Annotated in this window: 19 protein-coding genes; 8 read left to right on the top strand and 11 right to left on the bottom strand. The window is 67.2% G+C overall.

Going from position 1 to position 22,634, the window contains the following annotated elements:
• Positions 1–7: 7 nt before the first annotated feature.
• Positions 8–1,447: a protein kinase gene (locus ABGB14_RS46720; RefSeq protein WP_347650340.1), complete on the top strand. Its 1,440-nt coding sequence runs from the start codon at positions 8–10 to the stop codon at positions 1,445–1,447.
• A gap of 194 nt (positions 1,448–1,641) precedes the next feature.
• Here the strand turns inward: ABGB14_RS46720 and ABGB14_RS46715 are convergent, their stop codons facing one another.
• From ABGB14_RS46715 to ABGB14_RS46680, 8 genes are all read right to left on the bottom strand, one after another.
• Positions 1,642–2,739, bottom strand: a complete 1,098-nt coding sequence (locus tag ABGB14_RS46715) for a hypothetical protein (protein ID WP_347650339.1) — start codon at positions 2,737–2,739, stop codon at positions 1,642–1,644.
• A 4-nt stretch (positions 2,740–2,743) separates the two neighbouring features.
• On the bottom strand, positions 2,744–4,798 hold the full coding sequence (gene fxlM, locus ABGB14_RS46710; protein WP_347650338.1) for a methyltransferase, FxLD system: 2,055 nt from the start codon (positions 4,796–4,798) through the stop codon (positions 2,744–2,746).
• 50 nt (positions 4,799–4,848) lie between these two features.
• The gene (locus tag ABGB14_RS46705; RefSeq protein ID WP_347650337.1) at positions 4,849–5,922 is read right to left on the bottom strand and encodes a lanthionine synthetase C family protein; all 1,074 of its coding nucleotides are present in this window, start codon (positions 5,920–5,922) and stop codon (positions 4,849–4,851) included.
• Positions 5,919–7,907 (bottom strand): lantibiotic dehydratase family protein, encoded by a 1,989-nt coding sequence (locus ABGB14_RS46700; RefSeq protein WP_347650336.1) that lies wholly within the window; start codon positions 7,905–7,907, stop codon positions 5,919–5,921. The genes ABGB14_RS46705 and ABGB14_RS46700 overlap by 4 nt, the downstream gene beginning before the upstream one ends.
• 124 nt (positions 7,908–8,031) lie before the next feature.
• A complete protein-coding gene (locus ABGB14_RS46695; RefSeq protein ID WP_132340572.1) occupies positions 8,032–8,202 on the bottom strand; it encodes an FxLD family lanthipeptide in 171 nt (56 codons plus the stop codon).
• Between the two features lie 12 nt (positions 8,203–8,214).
• Positions 8,215–9,495, bottom strand: coding sequence for a methyltransferase, FxLD system (fxlM, locus tag ABGB14_RS46690; RefSeq protein ID WP_347650335.1), 1,281 nt, complete (start codon positions 9,493–9,495; stop codon positions 8,215–8,217).
• 511 nt (positions 9,496–10,006) lie between these two features.
• Positions 10,007–10,318: a hypothetical protein gene (locus tag ABGB14_RS46685; protein ID WP_132340574.1), complete on the bottom strand. Its 312-nt coding sequence runs from the start codon at positions 10,316–10,318 to the stop codon at positions 10,007–10,009.
• Positions 10,315–10,806 carry a hypothetical protein gene (locus tag ABGB14_RS46680; protein WP_347650334.1) on the bottom strand — a complete coding sequence of 164 codons (492 nt, stop codon included), beginning with the start codon at positions 10,804–10,806 and terminating at the stop codon, positions 10,315–10,317. The genes ABGB14_RS46685 and ABGB14_RS46680 overlap by 4 nt, the downstream gene beginning before the upstream one ends.
• Before the next feature lie 157 nt (positions 10,807–10,963).
• On the opposite strand from ABGB14_RS46680, the gene ABGB14_RS46675 reads away from it, so the two are divergent.
• The 3 genes from ABGB14_RS46675 to cutA are packed head-to-tail and all read left to right on the top strand — an operon-like array spanning position 10,964 to position 13,798.
• On the top strand, positions 10,964–12,751 hold the full coding sequence (locus ABGB14_RS46675) for an ElyC/SanA/YdcF family protein (protein WP_347650333.1): 1,788 nt from the start codon (positions 10,964–10,966) through the stop codon (positions 12,749–12,751).
• Positions 12,693–13,481 carry a WbqC family protein gene (locus ABGB14_RS46670; protein ID WP_347650332.1) on the top strand — a complete coding sequence of 263 codons (789 nt, stop codon included), beginning with the start codon at positions 12,693–12,695 and terminating at the stop codon, positions 13,479–13,481. Before ABGB14_RS46675 ends, ABGB14_RS46670 begins: the two co-directional genes overlap by 59 nt.
• Before the next feature lie 26 nt (positions 13,482–13,507).
• Positions 13,508–13,798, top strand: a complete 291-nt coding sequence (cutA, locus tag ABGB14_RS46665) for a divalent-cation tolerance protein CutA (protein WP_347650331.1) — start codon at positions 13,508–13,510, stop codon at positions 13,796–13,798.
• Between the two features lie 6 nt (positions 13,799–13,804).
• On the opposite strand, the gene ABGB14_RS46660 is transcribed toward cutA, so the two are convergent.
• Positions 13,805–15,130 carry an XRE family transcriptional regulator gene (locus ABGB14_RS46660; RefSeq protein WP_347650330.1) on the bottom strand — a complete coding sequence of 442 codons (1,326 nt, stop codon included), beginning with the start codon at positions 15,128–15,130 and terminating at the stop codon, positions 13,805–13,807.
• Positions 15,131–15,379: 249 nt separating this feature from the next.
• On the opposite strand from ABGB14_RS46660, the gene ABGB14_RS46655 reads away from it, so the two are divergent.
• Positions 15,380–15,865, top strand: coding sequence for an ATP-binding protein (locus ABGB14_RS46655; protein ID WP_347650329.1), 486 nt, complete (start codon positions 15,380–15,382; stop codon positions 15,863–15,865).
• Between the two features lie 72 nt (positions 15,866–15,937).
• Complete coding sequence (locus tag ABGB14_RS46650; RefSeq protein WP_347650328.1) at positions 15,938–16,186, top strand: hypothetical protein; 249 nt, start codon at positions 15,938–15,940, stop codon at positions 16,184–16,186.
• Positions 16,187–16,242: 56 nt separating this feature from the next.
• Here the strand turns inward: ABGB14_RS46650 and ABGB14_RS46645 are convergent, their stop codons facing one another.
• Together ABGB14_RS46645 and ABGB14_RS46640 are read right to left on the bottom strand one after the other, a co-directional pair.
• Entirely contained in the window at positions 16,243–18,075 is a 1,833-nt protein-coding gene (locus ABGB14_RS46645; RefSeq protein WP_347650327.1) for a S9 family peptidase, read from the bottom strand.
• A 19-nt stretch (positions 18,076–18,094) separates the two neighbouring features.
• Positions 18,095–19,096: a LuxR C-terminal-related transcriptional regulator gene (locus ABGB14_RS46640; protein ID WP_347650326.1), complete on the bottom strand. Its 1,002-nt coding sequence runs from the start codon at positions 19,094–19,096 to the stop codon at positions 18,095–18,097.
• 531 nt (positions 19,097–19,627) lie between these two features.
• Between ABGB14_RS46640 and ABGB14_RS46635 the strand changes: the two genes are divergently transcribed.
• Positions 19,628–20,389 carry a bacterial transcriptional activator domain-containing protein gene (locus tag ABGB14_RS46635; RefSeq protein ID WP_347650378.1) on the top strand — a complete coding sequence of 254 codons (762 nt, stop codon included), beginning with the start codon at positions 19,628–19,630 and terminating at the stop codon, positions 20,387–20,389.
• Between the two features lie 1,001 nt (positions 20,390–21,390).
• Positions 21,391–22,374: a hypothetical protein gene (locus tag ABGB14_RS46630; RefSeq protein ID WP_347650325.1), complete on the top strand. Its 984-nt coding sequence runs from the start codon at positions 21,391–21,393 to the stop codon at positions 22,372–22,374.
• Positions 22,375–22,634 lie beyond the last annotated feature (260 nt).

Below are 22,634 nucleotides of genomic sequence, written 5' to 3'. Positions count from 1 at the left end.
AGGCATGGTGTCCCACTTTCTCGGTCGTTATCGGCTTGACCAGTATCGACTCGGTCGTGGCGGGATGGGCGAGGTGTGGGGAGCCGACGACATCGTGCTCGCCCGGCGAGTGGCGATCAAGTTCGTCCTTCTGCCGGACGCGGAGCTGCATCAGAGGTTCGCCCGGGAAGCCAAGGCGCTTTCCAGCTTGGCTCACCCGGGCGTTCCCGCGCTGTACGACTTCGGGACGGATAACGGCAGCCACTACATGATCATGCAATTCATCGAAGGTAACGGCCTGCACGACGTCATTGCCGAACACGCGCCGCTCTCCATCGGCTGGGTGGCGTCCATCGGCGCCCAGATCGCGACCGTCCTCGAGGCCGCTCATGAGCAAGACATCCTGCACCGGGATCTGAAACCGTCCAATCTCATGCTCTGCCGAGACGGCTCGATCCGGGTTCTGGACTTCGGCTTGGCGTTCATGCATGACGCGGACATGACCACGCTCACCCAGACCGGGCAGCAGCTCGGCACTGCCGCATACATGTCTCCCGAGCAGGTCGAAGGCAAGCGGGGCACCGTGCATGCCGACATCTATGCCTTGGGGTGCGTACTCTACGAAGCGGCCACCGGCCGTCCGCTGTTCACCGGTCCCAACGATCACAGCGTGAAGACGCAGCACATCACCACGTCCCCGATGCCGGCCGGACGGCACCGGCCCGACATCCCACGTGGGCTGGATGAGCTGCTGATGGCGATGGTGGTGAAGGACCCGGCCGACAGGCCAGCCAGCGTTCGCGAGGTGTACGAGCGGCTCACGCCGTACCTTTCCGGAACCGAACCGCTGGGTGACATGACGGATCACCTCGCGAGTCCCTTGCTCCTGTACGCCCGCGCGCTGAGCCGAACCACGATCACAGGCCCGTCGATGTCAGCGACGAAATCGGGGGGAGTCCGGGATGATTTCAGTCAGGGAGATGCACGGCGTGCTCGCCGCGAAGCGCAGACGCTGATTCGGGAGTCCCGGTACAGCGAAGCGACGTCGATGCTGGAGGATGCCCTCGCCCGTACGCCCGACGCGCCTGGACTGCGGGAACAGTTGGCCGAGGCATATATGGCGGCAGGTGATTACTATCGAGCTGCCCAGGGATATCGCGAGCTGGCGGCATCCAGCGAGCCAGGCCAGGCCTTCCACTACCGGCTCCAGGAGGCCACCTGCCACGCTCACCTCGGGAACACTGATCTGGCACTGCATCTCATGACGGCGCTGGTGGCCGACGTCCCAGCGGAGGATGACCCGCAAGCGCTGGAACTCCGACGCCAGATCGGCGAGCTGGAGCTAAGCGCGCGCTTCTTGGATCGGGCACGACGCACCCTCGCGGCGCTGCTATCCGATCTTGAGCGCATCTATGGCGCTGATCATGCTGCGACAGAGCGCGTTCGGGAACTCCTCACTTCGACGTGATCAGGTCGGACCCGTGACCGTCTACGCCATTTGGGGTTTGCCAACCTGGCCTGCCGGCCTCGCCAGACTTCTTGCCGACTGCGAACGCCGGAGTGACGGCCAGTCCGGGGTCTGGCTGGCAGGGAATGTCTCGATGCCCCTCGTTAGGAGGACATCGGTGGTGGGATTGAGCCGCGAAGGTTTTGGCGACCGGCTCATAGAAGCTCGCGGAGTGCCACTTCGCCCTTGTCCACGGCCGCGGTGAGAGTCTGCATGTGGACAGATGAGAGTCTCCCGGCACCGAGCCCTGACGCGAGTAGAAGCTCGTCGAGACTCTGTCGTTGCCCACCGGTCAGACGTGAACGCACCAAGCGATGGTTCAGGACATCGCGAGCGGCGTAGGCGTCGAGGGTGGCCACGTCGACGATGGCCTCCTGCACAAGGAGAATGTACGGGCTGGTTCGGTCATAGGCCAGGTCGAGCGCGGTCAGACCGACTCGGGTCTGGAACGCGGCGGTAGCGGGGTCAGGCGGGGTCATCAGCACGAGTGCCTCCTGCAGCGCAAGCTCCAGCTCAGGCTGTGGCACCGGTGACGTCACTGGCCAGCAGTAGACGCGCAGGAGAGCCGCGATGGCGTCCTCCCACGGTTCTGCAGGAGCGGTGGACTCGATCGTTGCGCGAGCCTCCCGGTCGAGGCCGCGTTCCATCAGGGACATGATCAGGATTTGGCGGCCGTCGAGGAGACGATTGCCGACGCCGCGGTGCGCGGCCATGGTTTCGGCAGCTTCGGTCCAGCGGCCGACCCTCGCCAGGGCCCTGGCGCCGTCGATAAGCACGGCGACCCACAGCTCCTTGCAAACCTTCCGGTGGTCCGCATCTGTGCCGATCAACACCGACAGATCGACGTTGTGGTTGCGGATTTCGGCTGTACCGCGCCGCTGGGCAGCGTGGTACAGCCGCCTGAGCAGGTCGTAGGCGCCTGCGCCGTCGCCTTCGCGGATCAGCTGCCGGGCAATGTTCACCAGCGGCATGAGTGCCATCACGGCGATGTCCCCTGTGAGGTTGCCGGCTTCGGCGAAGATCTGGTGCTGCCTCCAGCACAACTGCACGGCCAAGTCGGGCATCCCGACGTCGGAGGCGATCAACGCGGCGTAGTTGAGGACCCCGCTGGCGCGGGTCACCAGATCGCGGTGGCTCGCACCAGCGGGCGCGACGGTCAACTCGGTCAGTTGGGTGATGCGTTCGGCCAGGGGGAGCCCAGGTGCCTTGGGTCGGCGGACCAATGGGATACGGTCGGCTATCGCGGGGATCATCGGCTCAGCTCCTACGCGGCCAGTCGACAACGAGGCGGCTGTAGGTCTTGTCGATGACGAAGCGCGAATCGGCGGCCGCCAGTTGGTCGCGGGCCTCGCCTACAGCCATGCGGAAGCTGGGCTCCGGGGCGTTGTTGCCCCAGTCGCGGTCCCACTCACCGATCTCGGTGGAGACCTGGTCGGCGAGCTCGGCGGCGTGCGGGCCGTGGCCGATGACGCCGATCTCCCAGAACCTGCCCTGCTCGTCCTCGCCTTCGCGCACGGTCAGGTAGGCCAGGGTGTCACCGTCGAGCGCGGCCATGGAACCCCAGCCGAAGTGCGGGGTGAATCCGGGGCGGGACCCGGGCATGCGAGACAGACCGTTCGGAAGCACGCACGCCAGGTACAGGTACAACCACTGCCAGGGGTCTCCCTGACGGAACTTCACGCCCGAGTAGACCTTGACCTGCGGCTGGTCCAGAACGGTACGGAGAGCGTCGCGGTCAACGTTCTGCTCACTGAAGGTCTCCAGGCGGACGTTGCCCTCACCGGCCATGGGCACGAGGGTGTAGATATCGTCGCAGATCCCTTTGCGCAGGGGTACGAACGTCGCCATCTCGCACGAGACGGTCTTCCAGGTTTGGCCATCGCGTTCGAAGGCGAAGGATCGCGAGATGCTGCCGCGGATTCGCATCGGGATGACCAGACGTCCGTCGAGGGCGAGTTGCTCAAGGACCCGCTCGGGGATGTCGCCGGTTCCGACGGTGAACTGGATCCGGTCGAAGGGGGCGTGTTCGGGGAGCCCTGCGGCGCCGTCACCCAGCACCACAGACACGTTCGAGGCGCCGGTCTGCGCCAGGTTCTTCGCGGCGTGGTCGACGAGATCTTGGTCGACGTCCACGGTCCACACGTGGCCGCCGGGGGCAACGAGTTCTCCGAGCAGGCGTGCGTTGTAGCCGGTGGCGGCCCCGGCTTCCAGGACCTTGTGGCTGGGCCTGGCACCCAGCTGCTCCAACTGGGTGGCGACAATCGAGGGCGCGGAGATGCAGGAGATCATTTCGCCTGTCTCGTCGTGCTTGATGGGCACGGCGTCGTCGACGTACGCGGTCTGAGGGTCGACACTGAGGAGGAACCGGTCGCGTTCGGTGTTCCGGAAGGCGGCGATGGTTTCGGGCGTGCGCAGGTGGCCACCGTCGATGAGATAGGTCACGAGTGCTTCGCGCAGGTCGGCGGAGTCGGTGGCAGGGGTCAAGGTGGTCTCCATTCGAGTGACGTTGAATACCGGGGACGTGGACGGGCGGGTAGACAGGTGGGCGTTCTCCCTGCTGGCGAAGGCGACTTGGAACCCCAGCCATGCGGTTGCGGCCTGCTCGTCGGCGGATACTCCTGCGCGGTTGAAGGCGAAGATCGCGTGGTGGGCTAGAACAGCGCGCAGGCCGCGTGTCAGCCGCCCATCGGTAGCCAGTTGCCTCAGCTGGCGTCCGGCCTCGTGGAATGCGGTGACGCGCTCGGTCCAGCCGGGCTCGGCGTCCTGTCGTTGGGCGGCGTCGGCGTTCATCAGGCGCCGCATCGCCGTAACGGCACCATCACGCGCGACGCCGGTGGGCGGGCTGACGGGTGGCCGTAGGAGGCCGAGCTTCGCCCAGACGTCGCCGATCTCGAACGGGTCGAGGCCGGCGGCCCGGTTCATGGTCGAGATCAGCAGCACACAGCGTTCCCGGGCACCGCGATCGCCCGTTTCGGCCAGTGCGGCACGGCTGTCCGCGCAGAACACGTCGTGGGCGACATCCATGCCTTCTGGGCCGCCGAACGCTTCGATCTCCGGCTCGTAGATGCCGCCGACCCAGCCGCTGGCCAACTGGTCGGCGACGAGTCCGTCCAGCAGGTCTGCCACGGAACGTTCAGTGCGCAGCCGCAGCCCCGCGGCCTTTCGCAGGAAGTGGAACCGCTGGTCGTGCAGTGCGGACGACAGCGCCTGGGCAGCCTCCGGACTCACTCCGGCATCGCCTGGGAACGACACGCTGGCATGCCACCAACCCTTCTCGGCGGTGATCGGAAGGTCCTCGTCGTCGACGACCATGGTTGGGACGCTCCTTGTCAGTGGGTGATCGGATCGCGAGATTGGCAGGTTCAGGTGATCAGGAGCGCTCTGGTCCAGCCCGTGGTGTTCGTGCCGTCCAGCGCCAGTTGCGCGCCCGCCCGTCCTTCCATGAATCCCGGCTTGGACAGCCGATCCAGGTCAATAGTCAGGCTCTTGTTCAGCTCTTCGATGAGCGGCGAGTATCGGCCCGGAGCGGCGCTGTCGGAGGCGACGGCGCGGGCAATGGTCAGCAGGCCGGCCCAGCCATGGCAGAGTGAGGCATCGGTGACCCGACCAAGGCGGGCCCGATCGGTGAGGGCACCCACAACGGCGTTCTCTGCCGCGAGTCGGCGGGCCGGATCGCCCAGGGCGATCCCTGCCAGTTGCTGGGCGCGAGCGATGCCGAGCTCGCCGTAGCACCATGACGGTCGCGCGACCTGCGGCTTCGGCGGCTCAGGGGCAGACAGCTGGTCGCGAGTGGTCCAGTAGCAGCATCCGTACCGGTCCAGCCAGCGCACGCACACCTCGATGGCGTCATGCTGGCCCGGCACCTGAACACCGCACCGGACGGCGAAGGACAGCACTGCCAAAGGGCCGGCGATGCCGTGCGCGACGCCGTTGTTGCCGTGTCCGCCGATCAGCTCCTCGTCAGCGGGCCCACGGTCCGACCACCAGCCCGGTAGCTTCCGGCCTTCCATGCGGACCGGCTGGCAGAGGCAGACCAGGTAGGCCAGCACCTCCTTCAGGAGCGGTGAGTCGCCGTCACGCGCCAACAGCAGCGCGCCCAGCCCGGTCAACCCCCGGATGAGGTCAAACTCCGCAAGATGCGGAAGAGCCCCAGAAGCCTGCCGCCGATGCGCCGCGGCCAGTCGGGCGACCACCACACGGTCGACCGCGTCCCGCACGGCCCGATCGGCGAGACCGGCACGGCCGAGCACGAACTCCAGCGCAGGGGCGCCATGGAACAGCGACGCGTTGCCTCCGGCGCTGACGCCGCCCGCGACCGCCTGCCTAAGCTGCATTCGAGCGGATGCGACGTCACCCCGCTCGATGTGCAGCAGCGCCACCCCGAGCGCCCCCTCGGACAGATCCTGCGTCCTGAGTACGGTCGCCGTCGCCTTCATGAGCGTGCCTGCAGGGGGATGACGAGACCGTGGGCCCGGCCGCCGATCCAGCCATCGGCATGCGACGGCGGTGCCTCCTGCAGGACGGCCACACCGGTCGGACTGGCGACAAGGTGGGTGCGCAGGAGGTCCAAGTGCATGTCCTGGCGTAGATCGAGGGAAAGCTGCTGGTCGTCCTCGGTCAGAAGCACACGATCCGGCACGCCGACCCGGTCCATCCAGGCGTGAAGTTGTCCGGCCCACTCCTCCAGCGTCGCGGTACGGCAGGGCAGTTCCCGAGCCTGCAGCTTCCATCGTGCGGACACCAGGATCGAGCGCCGGTAGTGCAACGCCGGAGTGAACGGAAGGGCCCATGCGGCGCCCCAATCGAACCACGTCACCTGCGGAACTCCGGCCCGGCTGATCTCGGCGAGGAACCGGGCCAGAGGAGGGGTGTAGTTGTTCCACAGGAAGTTGATCGCGGTCGGTGCAAGCAACTCTAGATGCTTCCCTGTGGCGGCCTCGGCCAGATAGAGGCGGCCATCGCGGATGCCGACAGCCAGATCGGACGGGAACAGCACTCCCTTTCCGCGGTGCCGGAACTCCCCGACGCTGACCAGCCGGGGGAACACCTGCGGGGCACGGGTGAGCAGGTCGGCCTGGACGCGGCCGGCGTGGAAGGACAGCTGGACCAGCTCTGCGTCGGGCTCGACCGTGGGAAGGCCGGCGCACGCCGCGCCGGTCTGGGGGAACAGATGCCAGAAGCGGCCCGTCATCGAGCCGGCCGCCCGGGAGACGGTAGACAGCCGAAGACGGAAGTCCCCGCGCTCCAGTGCCTGCGTTGAGTCGGCCTGGACCTGCACGCACAGTTCGAGATGGGGCGGGACGACCGTACGCTTGCCCGCGGCAGCCTCCAGCCGCTCGATCATCGCGGCGGACAGGACCACCGATCGGCTGCCCTCGACAGCCGCCGTGCCGGCCATCTCAAGAAGGAGCCTGTCTCGTCGGGTCATGGGCCGGGGTGGCTCGAAGACCTGGCTGAATCCCTGGGGAAAGCCCAAGCCCTTGTCGGGATCGGTCACCAGCTCCAGCGGCACCTCGGCGCTCTCGCCGTAGCGGTCGGCGAACTGTTCTGCGTAGCGGCGCCATGCCGAGGTCCCGGCCGGGTACATAGCGAGCCGGGTCAGGACCGTCGCTGCGGTTTCCGCCTCTGTCACTACCGTGTGCGGGAGCCGCACTGTCGCGTCCAGCCGCAGGTCCGGTGCCGCCGCTCTGTTCTGGATCTCCCGCAGAGCGGCCGGCAGAGGGTCGGCTGGATCGACGACGGTGGCCGGCGCGCGCAGCGACGACCGCAGCAGCCGCACCCGCAGAAGCTCCACCAGCAGCCCGGCCCGGCGGCGCTCGTCCGTGTCAGGAAATTCGGCGGCGAGCTTGTCCGCAAGGGCCGAGTACCGGATGGGTGATCGGGCCGCGTCCAGCACCAGCGCGACTGCGGGCGTGACCGCGAGGGAGAATTCCGAGGCGCCCTCGGAGGGAACGTAGACGCGCCCGCCCCGTCGACGTGCCAGGTTGTTGAGACATACGTCGACGTCGGCCATCCGCTCGGCGTTCGCCTCCCAGTCGCTGATCGTCGCGTCCAGAGCTACCGGGTCGGGCCGGGCGGCAGCCCGGTGCCGCTCCCCGAAGTGGACCTCGGCCACGTCGCCGAACTCGATCAGTGCGACGCCCGCGAACAGGCCGTAAGGCGTCGAGCGGCGCGCGTACCTGATTGCGTACCGGGCGGTGGCCAACGCCGCCCGGCGCACCCGGCGTACCTTCGGAGAGTGCCCGTCGAGGATCGCCTGGACCCGGCGGGCCAGGTCCGGGCTGGCGCCGGACACCGCCTGCTGAAAGGCGTCATCAGCCCACACCGCGGCCAGCCACGAACGCCAGCGTTCGAGCGGCGCTGCGGGTCCAGGCCAGGGCGGCAGGTTCGGTCCGGTGAGGTTCGCCGCGGCGCGCAGCATCCCCTGGCCGGCACCTCGATACAGGCTGTGCCGTGAGCGCGTCATCACCCACACTCCGTTCTGATAGGAGGGCGAGGGCCTGAAGGCTCGGTTCCTCTGGCCCTCGCCGCCGGGCTGACCTGGACTACGAGGTGGTGCAGGCGCTCGGGCAGGAGCTCCCGCAGTTGTCGCCTGTGCTGCACATCAGCACTGTTTCGGTGGCCGGGGTGTTCTCGATGAAGGTGATGTCGAGCTGGAACGGGTCGTCAGCGTTGTCGGTGGCGGGGTCATGAGCGGTCGCCGTGGAGCTGGGCATGGGCCTTTCTCCTCACTGTGACGGGATGGGTGATGCCACCTGGCGGTGCGGAGGCGTGCCCGCATCCGGCCAGGAGATCGTGATGCGAGTGTGCTGCTTCGTGATGACCCCGCCCGCGGGCGGCACGTCGGCCGGGGCATCGACTGGCCAGACCGCGAAGCTCGGGCCGGGCCCGCCGCGGTAGTCGCGGTCCCAGACCTGGACATGCTCCACGATGGCTCGGGCGACTTCGCGGCCGTGTGGGCCATAGCCGTGTGCGCCGAACTCGACGATTCCCTCCCCGGCTGTCGGCCGGATGGACAGGTAGGCGAACGAGTCGTCCTGCGCTGTCGCGAAGGGGAACCAGCGGCCTCCCGCTTCGGAGACGATGCCGGGGTCTTCGCCACCAGGGGTGTTCACGGTCATATTGCAGAAGCCGGGCAGCGCCGTCGCCATCCACAGGGGCAGGTCGGGGAACGGCTCGGCACGAGTCACGGTCACCCCGGACCAGGCCGCCGCGGGCCGGCTGGCGAGAACGCCGTCCAGTGTGCGCGGTTCGGCAAGGTTGCCGTCATCGAACCGCAGCCCGACCTTGTCACCGTTCAGGAGCCGAACGTGCTCGTCGTGGGCGCCCGCGCCCTGCATCTTGACGAAGCCGCAGACCCCCTGCGAAAGGCTGACCAGGTGATCATTGATGCGTTCGAGAGCCAGAGAGCGGGTGATGCCCTTCATCCTCAGCGGGACGACGATTCTGCCGCTCTTGGCAAGCTGCTCGCGCCAGGCAGGAGGGATGTCCCACGCGCCCACAGTGACCATGATCCGGTCGTAGGGGGCGTTGTCCTTCCAACCGTGTTCGGCGTCGGCCGTGACGACCTGCACCTGCGGATACCCGGTGGCGTCCAGGCAGGCGCGGGCCCGGCTCGTCACGTCGGCGTCGATGTCCATGGTCGTGACCTGACCGGCCGGGCCGACCAATTCCGAAAGTAGGGATGCGAAGTAACCACCTGAGCCGACCTCCAGCACGCGCATCCCCTGACCGATGTCGGCCTGCACGAGCTGCATGGCCTGGATGTCGGGAGCGGACATGGTGGAGATCAGTGCGCCGTGTTGGCTGCGTTTGACTTCGACGATGTCCAGCGCGTACGCCGCCTCCGGCGTCACCTCGGGGGCGAAGAGGTGCCTGGGGACCTTACGGATCGCGGCCTCGACCGGCGCGGGGAGCGGGAATCCCCACTCTTCGCATCGGGCCGCTACGGCGGTAGTCATGGCGTCACGCAGCGGGGCGGCGTTCTGGCCGTCGTTGTCGGTCGTCACAGGCGGGGTCCCCTCCTCTTGGTCGTGATGGGCAACCGGTCGATGCTGGCTGCTGGTCTGCTCGGCCGGGAGCAGCCGCGCCGAGGAAGTCGTCAGGTTCTAGCCCTTGTCGGCGGCGCAGATGGTCGAAATGGTGTGCTGCGGCGAGCACGAGGTAGACATCGAGGGCCTGGCGGTAGAGGCCGCGTCTGGCCTCCTCATAGCTGCCCTCCTCGGCTTGGCGGAGGACGAAGTACTGGCCGCCCTCGGACGCCAACTCGAATCGGCCGCAGCATGAGGTGTAGGCGATCCGGAGAGTGCCGCCGTGGGCGACGTACGGCGACCACTCGAACGTGTCGGCCGTGTGGACGTCAGCTCGCCTCTCGTGGCGGGCAGGCTGTGTCATCTGCTGTCTCCGTGCTCGATTCGGCGCATGGGTGGTGCGGGCGATCGAGCGGTAACCCGCGAACGGGCTCCGTCAGCGGGTGTCGGGCTGCGGACGGGGACCTCTGACAGCCCACGCCCTGTCTGATCATCTGGCCGTTCCCTTTTGTGAGCCGGAAGGCGATTCCCGGGCAGCGTCAGTGGATAGGTCGCGGGTGAGACCCGGCTGGGTCTTCCACTGCGTCTGGATCGCGTCGCCCATGAGGCGCAGCAACTCCTCTGGGTGCTCAGCCTCGACTCTGATACCGCCCTGGGCACATGGGCCTCTGTAGAAGGCGACGAGGGAGCGGCCGTAGGGCGAGTACATCAGCCACCAGTCGGGAAGGCGACGCTGGAGGCTCTCCACGTATCCCCTCCCCACCTGATCAGCGAGGGTGTCGCTCTCGTTGGTCAAGATCATGTTGTTCTCCGGATGGAACATCGGAAAGGATGCAGGGCGGGCTCGGCCAGGCCGCCAGGTAGGTGGTTATCGTGCGGACAGCGGCAGCCGGTCCGGCAACGGCACAGCACATGAGCGCGGACGTGGCGCTGCAGCAGTCGCCCGGCGGAGGCGCCGCGAACGAGGAACAGGCGCACTCCAATGGCGCCTATCTGTTCTCTACGTCGGGCAGCGAGATGCTTCTCGCCCAGATGGCCGGCGGTCGGTAGGACCACTCCATAAGCGCTGGACAAGGTGAGGACGTCCAGCAGTCCCGTGAACGCCGAGTCGTCACCGGGTTTGCCTTCGCGATCCTTGAAGATGTCGCAGAGCTGCAGTTCATGCTGGTCGCAGTATTGGGCCAGCGTCACCGTGAGAGCGGCGTAACGCTCAGGTGTCGAGCGGCGCGGCCGCAGGTATCCGTAGACGATGGGGCCGTCCACTGGGTGCTGCTCGGTGAGTGTCGACACGGTAGCCGTCCTTATGGTGGTGGGGGGTGATGGCCTGCTCTTCGAGCATGGACAGCCCAGGCCCGGCTGGATACGACCCGCTGTCGCACTTCCGTTGCACTTCCGTAGTCTCTTGGTGCCTCTGCGTGCTTCCATGGCCGTGGAAGGGAGCAACGACGTGACGACCGTGCATGAGTGGACCGGCCTCGAAGCGCATGCCCTACGTCTTGCTCTGCGGATGAGCGTGCGCGTGTTCGCCCAGCACCTCGGCGTTGCTCCTCGCACCGTGGCCAAGTGGAATCAACTGGGCTCTGCCACCCGGCCACGCCCCGACACCCAGGCCATCCTGGACACCGCGCTGGCACGCGCGGACTCGGCCACCCACCTGCGATTCGAGACCCTGCTCCTGGAGCTGGGCCAAGACGCCGATCAAGGGCTACGAGTCACCCGCGTGGGACCACGCGCATGGGACTACGAGACGTGGACGGACGACCTCGACCGGGTCGTCGTCGCGCTCAGCCGACAGAGCTTCAACTACGCTGCCGACCTGCTGAACCGATGGCTCGCTCGCTACGACCCACACGCTCTGGACGACAAGGGCCTGTACCTGTTCGCACGGTCGACGACGCTGCTGGGTGACCTCCAGCGTGACCAGGGCGCAGTCGCCGGCCCTCTGTCCGCTCGCCGTTCCTATCTCAACGCGCGCTCGATCTACGGCCAGCTCGACATCCCTCGCCGTATCGCTCAGCTGGACCTGTCACTGGCGGTGGTCACAGAGATGTCGGGTGGGTTGGACGAGGCCGCCAGGGAGTATGAGGCGCTTGCTGTGGATGACCGGCTCTCGCCGCGCGACCGGACGCGAGCCCGGCTGTGGGTCGGGACCGCCTTGAGCAAGAACGACAGGAACGACTATGCCGCCCGGCTGATGACGACGGCCATCCGCGAGTTCGAGAGCCTCGGGGAGCCCGAGGACTGGTCCGTCGCGCACCAAAAGCTCGCCCTGGCCCACCGTGGCGCCGGGAATCTTCCGGAGGCCCTACGCCTCATCGATCTCGCCCGTGCCACTGCGGTCACCGACGCGCCCATGCAACGGGTCCGGCTGGAGACGGCTTACGGGCACATCCTGCTTTCTGACCGGGCCACCGTGGATGATGGGCTGATGATCCTCGACCGTGCCGCACGCGAGGCCGCGCAGCACGGGCTCGCGCACCAATTGCGCAGTATCGAGGGCATCCAGCAGACCATCCAGAGGGAGAACGAGCGGCTCCCTCTGCCACGGCGATCAGGGAGCAGCCGAGTGAGCGTCAAGCAGCAGGCCATCACCGACGAGCAGTGGCGGTACACCCGCATCATCTGGGATTACCACCAGATGCACCATGACCTGCGCCGGTGCGATGTGGCCATCGGGCTGGGCAGCCACGACCTGGGCGTAGCACGCGCGGCCGTCGACCTGTACCGTGCCGGGTGGTTCCCGCTGCTCGTTTTCTCCGGCGCCACGAGCCCCACCACCGCCACCCGCTTTCCACGTGGCGAGGCCGTTCACTACCGCGAGCACGCGCTGGAACTCGGCATGCCCGACGAGACGATCCTGCTGGAGCCTAACGCCACCAACACCGGCCAGAACATCGCACTGTCACATCAGGTGCTGGCCGACGCCGGCATCGAGCCCTGTTCGGTACTCCTGATCTCCAAGCCGTACATGGAGCGCCGGGCGTACGCCACAGCACGGAAGGTATGGCCCGAGGTCGAGGTGGTGTGCGCCTCCGAGCCGCTTGAGCTGAACGACTACGTCAGCTCGATCGGTGATCCAAAGCTGGTCATCGACATGCTCGTTGGAGATCTGCAGCGCGTGATCCAGTATCCCAAGCTTGGCTACGCCATCGAACAGCCCGTCCCGGGAGAGGTCCATGACGCCTACCAATCTCTTGTCCGCGCCGGGTTCGACAGCAGGCTCCTCACGTCCTGAATCACCGGACGGCGAGGTGTGCGCCATCCACCAGCCCAACCTCTTCCCCCGGCTCTCGACGCTGGCCAAGCTGTTTACTGCCGACTACTGGATCGTCCTGGACGACGTGCAGTTCGCCCGACGCGACTATCAGCACCGCACGCGTGTTGCCTCGTTCGACGGCTTGGGGAAGACACATTGGCTCTCCATCGCCACCCACCTGCCTCATGGCCGCGCCACCTCCATCCGCGGAGCACGTCTGGCCGATTCTGCACGCTGCCGCCGCCGCGTTGCCCAGCTTCTCGCCGACCATTACCGGCACAGCGCCCACTGGCCGGCGTTCAAGAAGCGGCTCGAACCCGTGCTGGCCACCTTCGAGAGCACAGATCGGCTGGCGGACGTGACGGAGGCGTCCGCGCGCCTGCTGCTGGATGAGGTCGGCTGGCGGGGGCGGATCCTGCACAGCAGCGATCTGCTCGCGCGTGGCGAGCGATCCCAGCGGCTGGCAGACCTCGCGTGGCTGACCGGCGCGCGGACCTATCTGTGCGGGACAGGGGGCATGCGGTACCTGAACCCTTCCGCATTTCGGGTTCACTCGATCGAGGTCCTCCCGTTCCAGACCCTCGCCACGGGCATCTGGGCAACCGCCCGGGAAGTGAGCGCAGTGCATGCCCTGATGCTCGTCGGGCCGCGTGCCATGCGGCGCGAGCTGGAGGAACTGCGTGGACGCGTACTGGCAGGAAGTCCCTGACTTTGGAGGACCTACGCTCAGGAGCTATGACCCGCCATGTCGAGGTTCACGTGACCGCAGGAAGTCGTGAGGAGGCCGAGCGTATCGTCAACGCTGCGGTCGTAAGCCGAGCGGCGGCCGGCGCCCAGACCAGCGGCCCGATCGTGTCCGCCTACTGGTGGAAGGGGGAGATCCAGCGCAGTGAGGAGTACTTGATCCTCATGAAGACCGCCGCGGACCGGCTCGATGACCTCGTCGAGCTCATCAAGGAGGCCCACTCGTACGAGACCCGGAGATCGTGGCCATCCCCATTGAGGGCGGCCTCGCCGGCTATCTGAGCTGGATCACTGAAGAGACGGCTGTTTCCGCGAAGCGCGAGTAGCGGCGTACTCGGTGTGGAACTCCCGGGCGACCTGAGCTCGTGAAAGCATGAGCTCCGCGGCGACGTTGTCGAGACGCTCCCAGCCGAGAGGGAAGTCCATCGCGCTTGTGGCGTCGAGTGCGGATCGCGCGGAGTCGACGGCTTCGGTGACGTCTCCGAGGCGGTGTTGCGCGAGCGCCATCTCAGCCTTGACGACACACAGCTTCTTGACTTCGGTCGTCGGTCCGAGGTGCAGCGCGATCTCCTCCATGGCGGTGGCGGAGTCGTCGTGGCGCCGGAGCCGCGAGTAGACGGTCAAACTCATGGACGCGAAGCGCCCCGGGTCGAGGAAGCACGTCCATGGACGGGCGTTGATGTCCGCGCCCGCGTAGACGTCCACCGCTTCGCGGATCGAGTTCAAGGCGCCACGGTGGTCGCCGAGGAGCGCTCCCTCCTCGGCGTGGCGGGCCAGCAACCATGCCCGCGTCGCGGGATCGCCCTCGCCGATCTGGTCGAGCCCTTGCTGGATGAGCCGGGTGCTTTGAGCGCTGTTCCTGCCTGCCATGTACGAGCGGTACCCGGTCATGCAGGCGGCGATCGAGACGTCGTTGGTGTGCTTCGCGGCGACGTTGGCCAGGCGGGTGTGTGCGGCCGTCATGTGCGCGTTCCCCTGCTCCCAGGCGAACCATGCGGCCAGGATAGCGCTTTCTCCGGCCACCACCGCCAGCCGACGCCGGTGGTCGTCCGGCAGACCGCTTTCCAGCAGGGCGCTTACCTCGTTCAGGTGGCTGATCAGCGCCGGATAGAGGGACTTGGCGGGAATGTGTTCTTCGAGGCGGTGGAAGCCTCGGGTCCGGTGTTCGAGGTGAGCGATCGTCGTGCTGTCCGGCCTGTGATTTCCGGCCAGGGCGCGCAGCAGCCGCTGGGCGGGGTCGAGTGCCGCGCCCACTGCGGCGGTCGCGGCCAGATGCAGGACGGTTCGGCGGTCCACGCGCAGGTTGAGCCTTCCTACGGTCCAGGCCAGGGCCATGTGGTCACTGGGTATTTCGGTCGGTTCTGTCGTCGGCTCCGGGTTCCGGGTCCATACACGTCGGTAGAGCTCGGCGTACACCGGGCCTGGCTGGTGAGTGCCGGCCTCGTGAAAGCGGATCTCCCGGATGATCGAGCTTCGGCTCGGCAGGGTCGCACGGGTTCGGGGGTCGGCCGCGAGCTCGAGTTGGCGGGCCAGTTCGTTCTGGCTCCAGCACCGGTGGAGCCGCTTGGCACGGATGTCCTCCGCCCAGTTCGGCCTGACGCCATTTTCGCTCATTCTCGATCACCTGTGTGCCGGTAGGCGGGGGTTCTCCTGCAACCTCCTCCAGTCTCTTCCTGACGGCGCCCGTTTCGCAGGTGTTCGCTTTCAGTAATCAGTTCAGTACGCATTGGGGCATCCCCGTTTCTGCGAGCAGCCCCCGCTTGTACTGGACGGCTTGACCCCTGATACGGAGTCGAGCGCCGATAGGGGCCCGTGGCATCCGTCCGGATGCGACGGCCAACGACCACAGGAGGAACGCCGCGAATGATCGCAGCGACGAACCCGCAGAAACGACAGGAACGGACGCGCTCGCCCGAGCGGATGATGTGGCGGTGCGTGTTCCCCGGGCATACCGACCAGGTCCGTCAGGCGCGGCGCATGGTCGAGGCGCTGTTCGCCGGAACGGGGCGCGAGAACGACGCCGGGCTCATCGTGTCCGAGCTCGCGACCAACACCCTGCTGCACACCCGGTCCGGCCACGCAGGAGGGTGGTTCGGGGTCGAGATCCGCCTCCCTGACGACGGCCCTGCCTACCTTGGGGTCTATGACCTCGGTGGAGCCGGGATCCCGCAGATCAAGCGGCAGCGGGTAGTGCAGGAGGAGAGGGTGGGCGGGTTCGGGCTCGCGATCGTCAACGAGCTGGCCCTGCAGCTCTCGCTGATCGGTAACCCGCAGACCGGGCACACGGTGTGGGTCTACCTGGAGCCCATAGCCGGAGGCGTCGGGTGCGCGAGCGCCGTGGCGGGATGAGAGGAGGTCGGCCTGCTGCTATCAGGCCGACCTCCGGCCTACGGAGACGTCTCCACCGGAGGGAAGGCGAACATGGGCACAGTTGACTTCGCGACCGTCCTCGACAGGCTCTATCCGGGGTACGGCGATGACGTACGGGCGAAGATGTTCGCGCTGATGTGCGACGTGGCTTTCGTCTACGCGCGCAGCGACGCGTCGTGCAGTTTCGACGTCAGCCTCGACTGCGCTCTCGACGCAGTCGCCGAAAACGTTCACGGGATACGGGTTCAACACCGCCTCAGCCCGTTGTCCCTCCTGACCGTCGTGGACGGTGACGTCTGAACCTTTGAACGGTGCCCGCCCGGCCTACGGGTGGGCACCGCTGTGCTTGGTGGACGTCAGCCCACCTGGAGTGCCTCTGGGCGGTCGACCGGGGCGGCGATCAAATGGGTGTGGAGAAACGCGCTGATGGCCTCGTACGCGGTCAGCTCGTTGGCGCGGTTGGTGAAGCCGTGGCCTTCGTCGGGATAGATGTCGTAGCGAACTTCGACGCCGCGTTCGCGCAGCCGGGCGACGATCTGGTCAGATTCGGCCTGGGGAACGCGTGGGTCATGGGCTCCCTGGAGGACGAACAGGGGAGCGGTGATGCCGTCGGCGTAGGTGACGGGGCTGCGCTCCAGGAGCTGCTCGGCGCGGGTGTCGGGGTCGCCGAGGACGGTGGCGACGAAGGTCTTCCAGGTGGGAGGCGAGGCCTTCGCCAGTGTGAGGAGGTTGCTCGGACCGCATATGGAGACGCCCGCAGCCCAGGGGTAGGGGAGGCGGGCCAGGCAGGACAGAGTGGCGAAGCCTCCGTACGAGGCTCCCATGGCGGCGAGGCGGTTCGGGTCGGTCCAGCCGAGGGTGTGGAGGTATTTGACGGCGTGGTCCAGGTCGTCGAGGTCGATGCCGCCCCAGTCGCAGTAGATGAGTTTCTGGTGGGCGGTGCCGTAGCCGGTGGATCCGGCGAAGTTGGGGGCCAGGATGGCGATGCCCTGGTGAAGCAGGTGCTGGTAGAGGCCTGAGCGGGCGTAGAGAGGGCGTTCCTGGGATTCCGGGCCGCCGTGGATGGACAGCAGGACCGGGTGTGGGCCGGGGCCGTCCGGGCGGTAGAGCAGGGCGTGGACGTCGCGTCCGTCGCGGGCCGGGTAGGTGATCAGCTCGGGGGCGACGGGGTCGATGACGTGCAGCGCCGGGGGGCGGGTGTCGGTGAGGTAGCGGAACTCGTGGCGGGCCAGGTCCAGGACCGCTATTTCCGCCGGCCTCGCCGCGGAGTTGATCAGTACGACCGCGAAGGAGGCGTCAGGCGCCAGGGACAGTGCGGAGATGACGCCGGGCGGGATGCTGGGCAGCGAGATGGGGGAGCCGTCGCGGTCGGCGTGCAGGAGGGAGCTGCCGCCCTCGTTGACTGACCAGATGCGTACTCCTGTGGCGGCGTCGAGGACTTCGACGTCCCAGTTCGGGCGCGCGATCGCCTGCAGGGACTTGGCTGCGAGGTCGTAGAAGGCGGCGGCGGTGAACTCGCTCCAGTGGTCGGTGAGCAGGTGGAAGCCGCTGGAGTCTGCCGCCCAGACTCCGGGCTCGAAGACGCCCTCGCCCAGAGCCGATGTCATGCAGACCGGCGTGGCGTCCGGATCGCTCAGGTCGGTGAGATAGACGGCTATGTCGGTGTTGGAACGGAATCCGGTCGCCAGCAGCCAGCGACCGTCGGGAGAGAGGCTGACGGCCTCGAATGCGACCCCTTCCGGGGGCGTGAAGCGCCGGAGTTCGCCGGTCTCCAGATCGTGGACGATGAGGTCCTGGGCGGCGGGGTCGCGGTCGTTGGCGGTAAAGGCCAGGAAGCGGCCGGTGGGATCGAACGGCGACGTGGCCAGGACGCGCTGGCAGTCCGGCCCGGAGCTGATCTCGGTCAAGCCGCTGCCGTCCAGAGCGACGAGGTAGAGGCGGAACTGCTCGTCCCCGTTCTCGTCGGCGGTGAAGACCAGCTGGCTGCCGGAGGGCGTCCAGGCGATCTGGCGGACTGTCCGGTCATCGAAGCCCGCCACGCGGCGCGGCTCGCCGCCGGAGACGGGAACGACCCACAAGTCGTAGTGTCCGGAGGCGTGGCTGGAGTAGGCGACCAGCCGGCCGTCCGGGGACAGCGCAAGGGTGGGCTGGAATCGCTGCTGGGGCACGAAGTCCAGAAATCCGGGCATGTGACAGGGCCTCTCGGGTTCAGTTGATCCAGCCGCGGCGCGCTGCTGCGGCTCCGGCGGCGAAGCGGGTTTCCACGTCCAGCGCGTCGCGAATGGCGGTCCAGTGCCTGCGCATGGTGTTGACGCTGATGTCCATGCGCCGGGCGATCGCCTCGTCGGACAGTCCTTGAGTGAGCAACTGCAACACCTGCGACTGCGCAGGGGTGAGCGGCCCGACGGCTTCCGTGCTCCCGAACGGGATGGCTTTCTCCCAGAGCAGTTCGAAGTACTCGCGCAGGGCACCGACGATGACGGGCGAGCGTACGAGCAGAGCCCCGCCCATCCCTGTGGGCGTCAGCGGAAGGAGCGCGACCGCCTCGTCCGCGAGCTTCATCTTCATCCCGACGCGAGAGAGCAGCCGGGCCTGCTCGCCGGCGGCCACCGCGGCCTCGATCGTCTTCGCGCCGATCGGATGCTCCGCGCAGCGGGTCTCGTAGATCGCGCGGCACTGCACTTGGCCCTCGAAGACCGGCAGCGGCGCGTACCCGGTGGAGTCCTCGACGGGCGCCTCCAGGACGTAGTTGTCCAGGGTGAGCCAGTCGTGCCGCGCGGCGTTGATGAGCGCGTAGGACAAGGAGCTGATCTCGTCCCGGTCGGTGACGATCTGCACGAGCCGGTCCATCGCGGAGCTCGTAGACCCAGCGGTTGGCGTCTGGTGGAACTCGCTCAGCCGCTTGTGCCCCGACAGCAACCGTTCCTGGTCGCCGACGAGCCGGCGCGAGAGATCCGTAAGGACGCCCTGCAACGCGAGCTCCGGGGGAGCGGGCACGAGGCGTGGTGGATTCAGCGGACCGTCCGGACGGAGATGCGCCATCCCACGGGACGTCAACTCCACTACCTGCTCACAGCCGCCGAGCAGGGACGCGGCGTCGTCCTCGGGGCAGCCGTCTTCCGCGAGCAGCTTGGAGTATGACGCGAAGATCTCATCCGGAACGACACCCTGCAATAGGCGCTGCGCGTTGGTCTGGTTCTGTTCGTCCACCGTCACCTCCGATTCGAGGGTAGCGGGGCGATCACTGTATGTGACGCTGCTTCTCTGGCCGTGTCGGACGGTGGGTGGTTCCGCGCGATGGTGCTTTTTCACCAACCGGCTGCGAGGCCCGGAGAGCCGCAGCCGTAGGCACTCTTGCGGTCCTGGACAACGCGCTCCCGGTCAGTAGCCGCCGTGAGGAGTTTCACGTTCCCTGTTGTGGCGCTGCGCACGGTCTGATCAGTGCGAACGCTCAAGAGTGACAAGGGAGGCAGCATGAGGCGGCATCTTGTCGGAAGGGTGGCGAGGAAGCTGACCGGACCGACGTTGGTGGCACATGGTCTGGTCGGACTCGCGGTGACGTTCGGTCTGTTGAGCTGGCGCAGTCGGTCGGTGACCCCGCCCGCCGAACCCCGCTTGCTAGACACCGCTCCGGTTCCGGTGACGCCCGTTCGCAGCATAGACACGACACCGGAGCCCCAGGCGGCCCCCGTAGGCCCCGCACAGTTCGCAGAGAAGGCAGGCGCACCATCGCAGCAGGTGATGGTGACCACCCGACCGACAGCCGATCGGCGTGGCACGATCCGTCTGATCGGCCAGTGCGTCATCGAGGGACCCAACCGCGCAACGGGCGGCTGGGGAACCGACACGTGGGCCCTCCTCGGTCTGCTCGCCGAGCACCGCTCTTCTCTGCTGACCAAGGCCATGGCCGGCGACAAACTGTGGCCCGAAGCCGCAGCCCCGAACGACCGGTTCGCCGGCCTCCTCAAGGCGACCCGCGCCAAGATGTGCGAGGCCCTGGGGATGCCCGGCAACTACGGACGCGTCGTCATCCAGTTCAAGGGCGGAGCCGGATACAGGATCAACCCCGACCTCTACGGCTGCGACGTCTGGCAGATCCGCGACCTCCTCGCCGCGGCCGCCGTTGCCACAGGCTTGGAGAAGACGACCGCGCTGACCGCTGCCGTCAACCTCTACACCGGCCCTTACCTCCCCGACGTTCCGCATCCTTGGGTACGGCAGACGGCGGACGCCCTGAACCGCGGCATCGTCCAAGCCCTCGCCCAGCTCGCCGACCTGGAGGAGCATCCTGAGTTGGAGGCCGGCCACCTCGAACACGCCACAGAACTCGATGCCGTCGCCGAACACCTCTACCGAAGGCGAATAGACGTTTACGCCCGCCTCGGCAGGACCCAGGCCGTGCATTACTGTTACGACGAACTACGTGAACAGCTTCGCATCCGAGGTAGAAAGCCCTCCGCGAAAACGGAGCAGCTCTACCGAGAAATCATCGACTCTGAATAAGGTGCCGAACCCCTCGAAATAGGCTCAGTCCGCGACTTGACCGGAGCCCATGAGGTGGTCCTCGATATGCCATGTGCGCGTGAGCGCACGATGGCAGAGAGGAGGATACGTGTTCGGCGAACACTTATTACGGCAGGCGGCTCTACGCTTATGGAAACGCATCGGCGCTCGGTTGGCGAGGACGCTTATCGCGGCCGGGCTGACCAGGTGCCGATGCGCGTAACATCGTCGGCCCTGACCTGCTGAAGGCCGAGTCCCGCAGGCGAGCCTACGCGGCCATGACCCTCGCCTGCGGGCGCAGCCTTCCACACGGCTACGTCGTCTGGGCCGAGCTCCGCCTACCCCGAGCCGCGTAGGCGCCCAGGAGAAGGGTGGGACCAGCCGGCTGCTATCCGGCTGGTCCCACCCTCAGAGTAAGGCTCTACCCCCAGAGGCAAGTCCTGCTTCCCTCGCCGAGAGTCCACCATTGCGCGGACTTTGCGCGCGGCACCGATCGGTCCGCCGGTCGGTGCGCCGATCGCCCTACCGACCGGCCTGCCGCCTTGACCGGCACCCCCCGATCCGGGGCGTCCTCGCAGGTGTACGGGGCTATCCGGGCTACCGGTGGCCCGCCCGACTCGCCTTAACCGACGAGAACTCGGCAAGAAGCGACACCGTCGCCGAATCGGCTGCCCCTGCTCTACTCGACTTTCTTTTTCGTCTCCCATAATCACTGTCCTCTAATCTGCGGTGCCTCGCTTCGGATGCTTCTTGCGGCACCGTGAGGTCAGCTCCTCTTGTGCCGAAGAAACGACAGGCATAGCACGGCAGCCTTCTGTCCTGAGGCGGATTGTCGAGATTTGTCAAATTTTCATTACCCGGCTTGGCGATCAGAGATCCATCGTTTTTGGCGTGCATCGCCGAATCGGCTTGCTTTGTATTCCGAATCGAGAAATGGTCGTCGTGCATCGAGGAAATCGGCCCATGGAAATGCGGCCGTAGCTCAAACAAAGGAGAACGAAATGGCGACGAACATGATTGCCGAAAGCGCCCCTACCCAGGCTGAGTTCTGCCCGGAAGGTACGGCGGCCAAGGTGTGGGAGGCCCTGCACGCGAACCCGGCCGCATCTGTCACGACGATTGCCGAGGCAGCGGGTGTCTCCCGCCCGACCGCCACCAAGGCCCTCGCGGGATTCGCCGAGGCAGGCCGCGCCGTTCGCACCCCTGGCGGGCGCACCGACAAGGGTCGCGCCCTTCCTGACACGTGGGCTTCGGTTCCGTCGGTTACCCAGGCCAATGCCGACGCCACGGTGTCGTCTGAGATCGACGCTGAGGCCCCCGATACGGCCGACGCGCCCACTGACACCCCGACGGCCCCGGCGGATCCCGACGCAGCCACTCAGGACGACGCGAATGCCCAGGAGGACACCTCCGCCCCGACAGCCGCCATGTCCATCCAGGACGCGATGCGCATCCTGGAGCAGGAGGCCGACCGCCGCGCGATTGCTGAGGCTGAGCTGGCCCGAGCCCTGGCCGAGGAGGAAGCCCGCCGTCAGCAGGCCGCCGAGGCCCTGGCCAAGGCGCGCATGATCGAGGACAGCCGCCGCGCCCTGACCGACCTCCTCAACGCTGTCACCACCACCTACGCGGCCCTCCTGGCCGACGACGAAACGGCATTCACGACCGGCCTGGAGGCCATCTACGCCGGTACCACAGACGTGCGCAAGGCCGCCCGCATCACCCAGCCCAAGAGCAACGGCAATACCGCCACCTGGGGTTCCTCACGCGGCGACCGCAACGCCCCTCGTCCCCTGCGCCCGGACGTTCTCGCCCACCTGATCAAGCACCCCGACCTTGCCTTCACCGCCAATGAGATCGCCAAGGTCCTCAAGCGTTCCTCCGGGGCGGTCGCCAACGCCCTGGACACCCTCGCGAAGAACGGCGAAGCCCAACTCGTCAGTGAGCGCCCCAACCGGTTCCGCGCGGCCAAGCCCGAGGACGCCTGACCACCCATCCCAACGGACCCGGCCGCTCGGCCGGGTCCCGTCATGAAGAGGAGCAGTAATGTCCGATGAGATGTTCGCCCTTCTGGGGTGGGCATGGGATGTAGACCTGGCCACCCGCCTGGCCCGACGCCACCCAGTGGGCTAATTCCATCCTGAAATCGCAGGTCACGCCCCTTGCCTGAGCTCGTTTGGCGGTGTTCGGGCAGGTGACGGTGCCTGATCATGGCGGGTGATCGTCTGTCACCGGGTGATTTCGCTGT

Source organism: Nonomuraea sp. B10E15 (assembly GCF_039871615.1).
Classification (GTDB): domain Bacteria; phylum Actinomycetota; class Actinomycetes; order Streptosporangiales; family Streptosporangiaceae; genus Nonomuraea.
This window is presented reverse-complemented; position numbering and strand designations above follow the sequence as displayed.

Coding starts and splice junctions, on each gene's coding strand:
- ABGB14_RS46715 (WP_347650339.1), bottom strand. CDS start 2,739: ATGATCCCCGCGATAGCCGACCGTATCCCATTGGTCCGCCGACCCAAG.
- fxlM (WP_347650338.1), bottom strand. CDS start 4,798: ATGGTCGTCGACGACGAGGACCTTCCGATCACCGCCGAGAAGGGTTGG.
- ABGB14_RS46705 (WP_347650337.1), bottom strand. CDS start 5,922: ATGAAGGCGACGGCGACCGTACTCAGGACGCAGGATCTGTCCGAGGGG.
- ABGB14_RS46700 (WP_347650336.1), bottom strand. CDS start 7,907: ATGCTGCGCGCCGCGGCGAACCTCACCGGACCGAACCTGCCGCCCTGG.
- ABGB14_RS46695 (WP_132340572.1), bottom strand. CDS start 8,202: ATGCCCAGCTCCACGGCGACCGCTCATGACCCCGCCACCGACAACGCT.
- ABGB14_RS46685 (WP_132340574.1), bottom strand. CDS start 10,318: ATGATCTTGACCAACGAGAGCGACACCCTCGCTGATCAGGTGGGGAGG.
- ABGB14_RS46670 (WP_347650332.1), top strand. CDS start 12,693: ATGACGCCTACCAATCTCTTGTCCGCGCCGGGTTCGACAGCAGGCTCC.
- cutA (WP_347650331.1), top strand. CDS start 13,508: ATGACCCGCCATGTCGAGGTTCACGTGACCGCAGGAAGTCGTGAGGAG.
- ABGB14_RS46660 (WP_347650330.1), bottom strand. CDS start 15,130: ATGAGCGAAAATGGCGTCAGGCCGAACTGGGCGGAGGACATCCGTGCC.
- ABGB14_RS46655 (WP_347650329.1), top strand. CDS start 15,380: ATGATCGCAGCGACGAACCCGCAGAAACGACAGGAACGGACGCGCTCG.
- ABGB14_RS46650 (WP_347650328.1), top strand. CDS start 15,938: ATGGGCACAGTTGACTTCGCGACCGTCCTCGACAGGCTCTATCCGGGG.
- ABGB14_RS46645 (WP_347650327.1), bottom strand. CDS start 18,075: ATGCCCGGATTTCTGGACTTCGTGCCCCAGCAGCGATTCCAGCCCACC.
- ABGB14_RS46635 (WP_347650378.1), top strand. CDS start 19,628: ATGGTGACCACCCGACCGACAGCCGATCGGCGTGGCACGATCCGTCTG.
- ABGB14_RS46630 (WP_347650325.1), top strand. CDS start 21,391: ATGGCGACGAACATGATTGCCGAAAGCGCCCCTACCCAGGCTGAGTTC.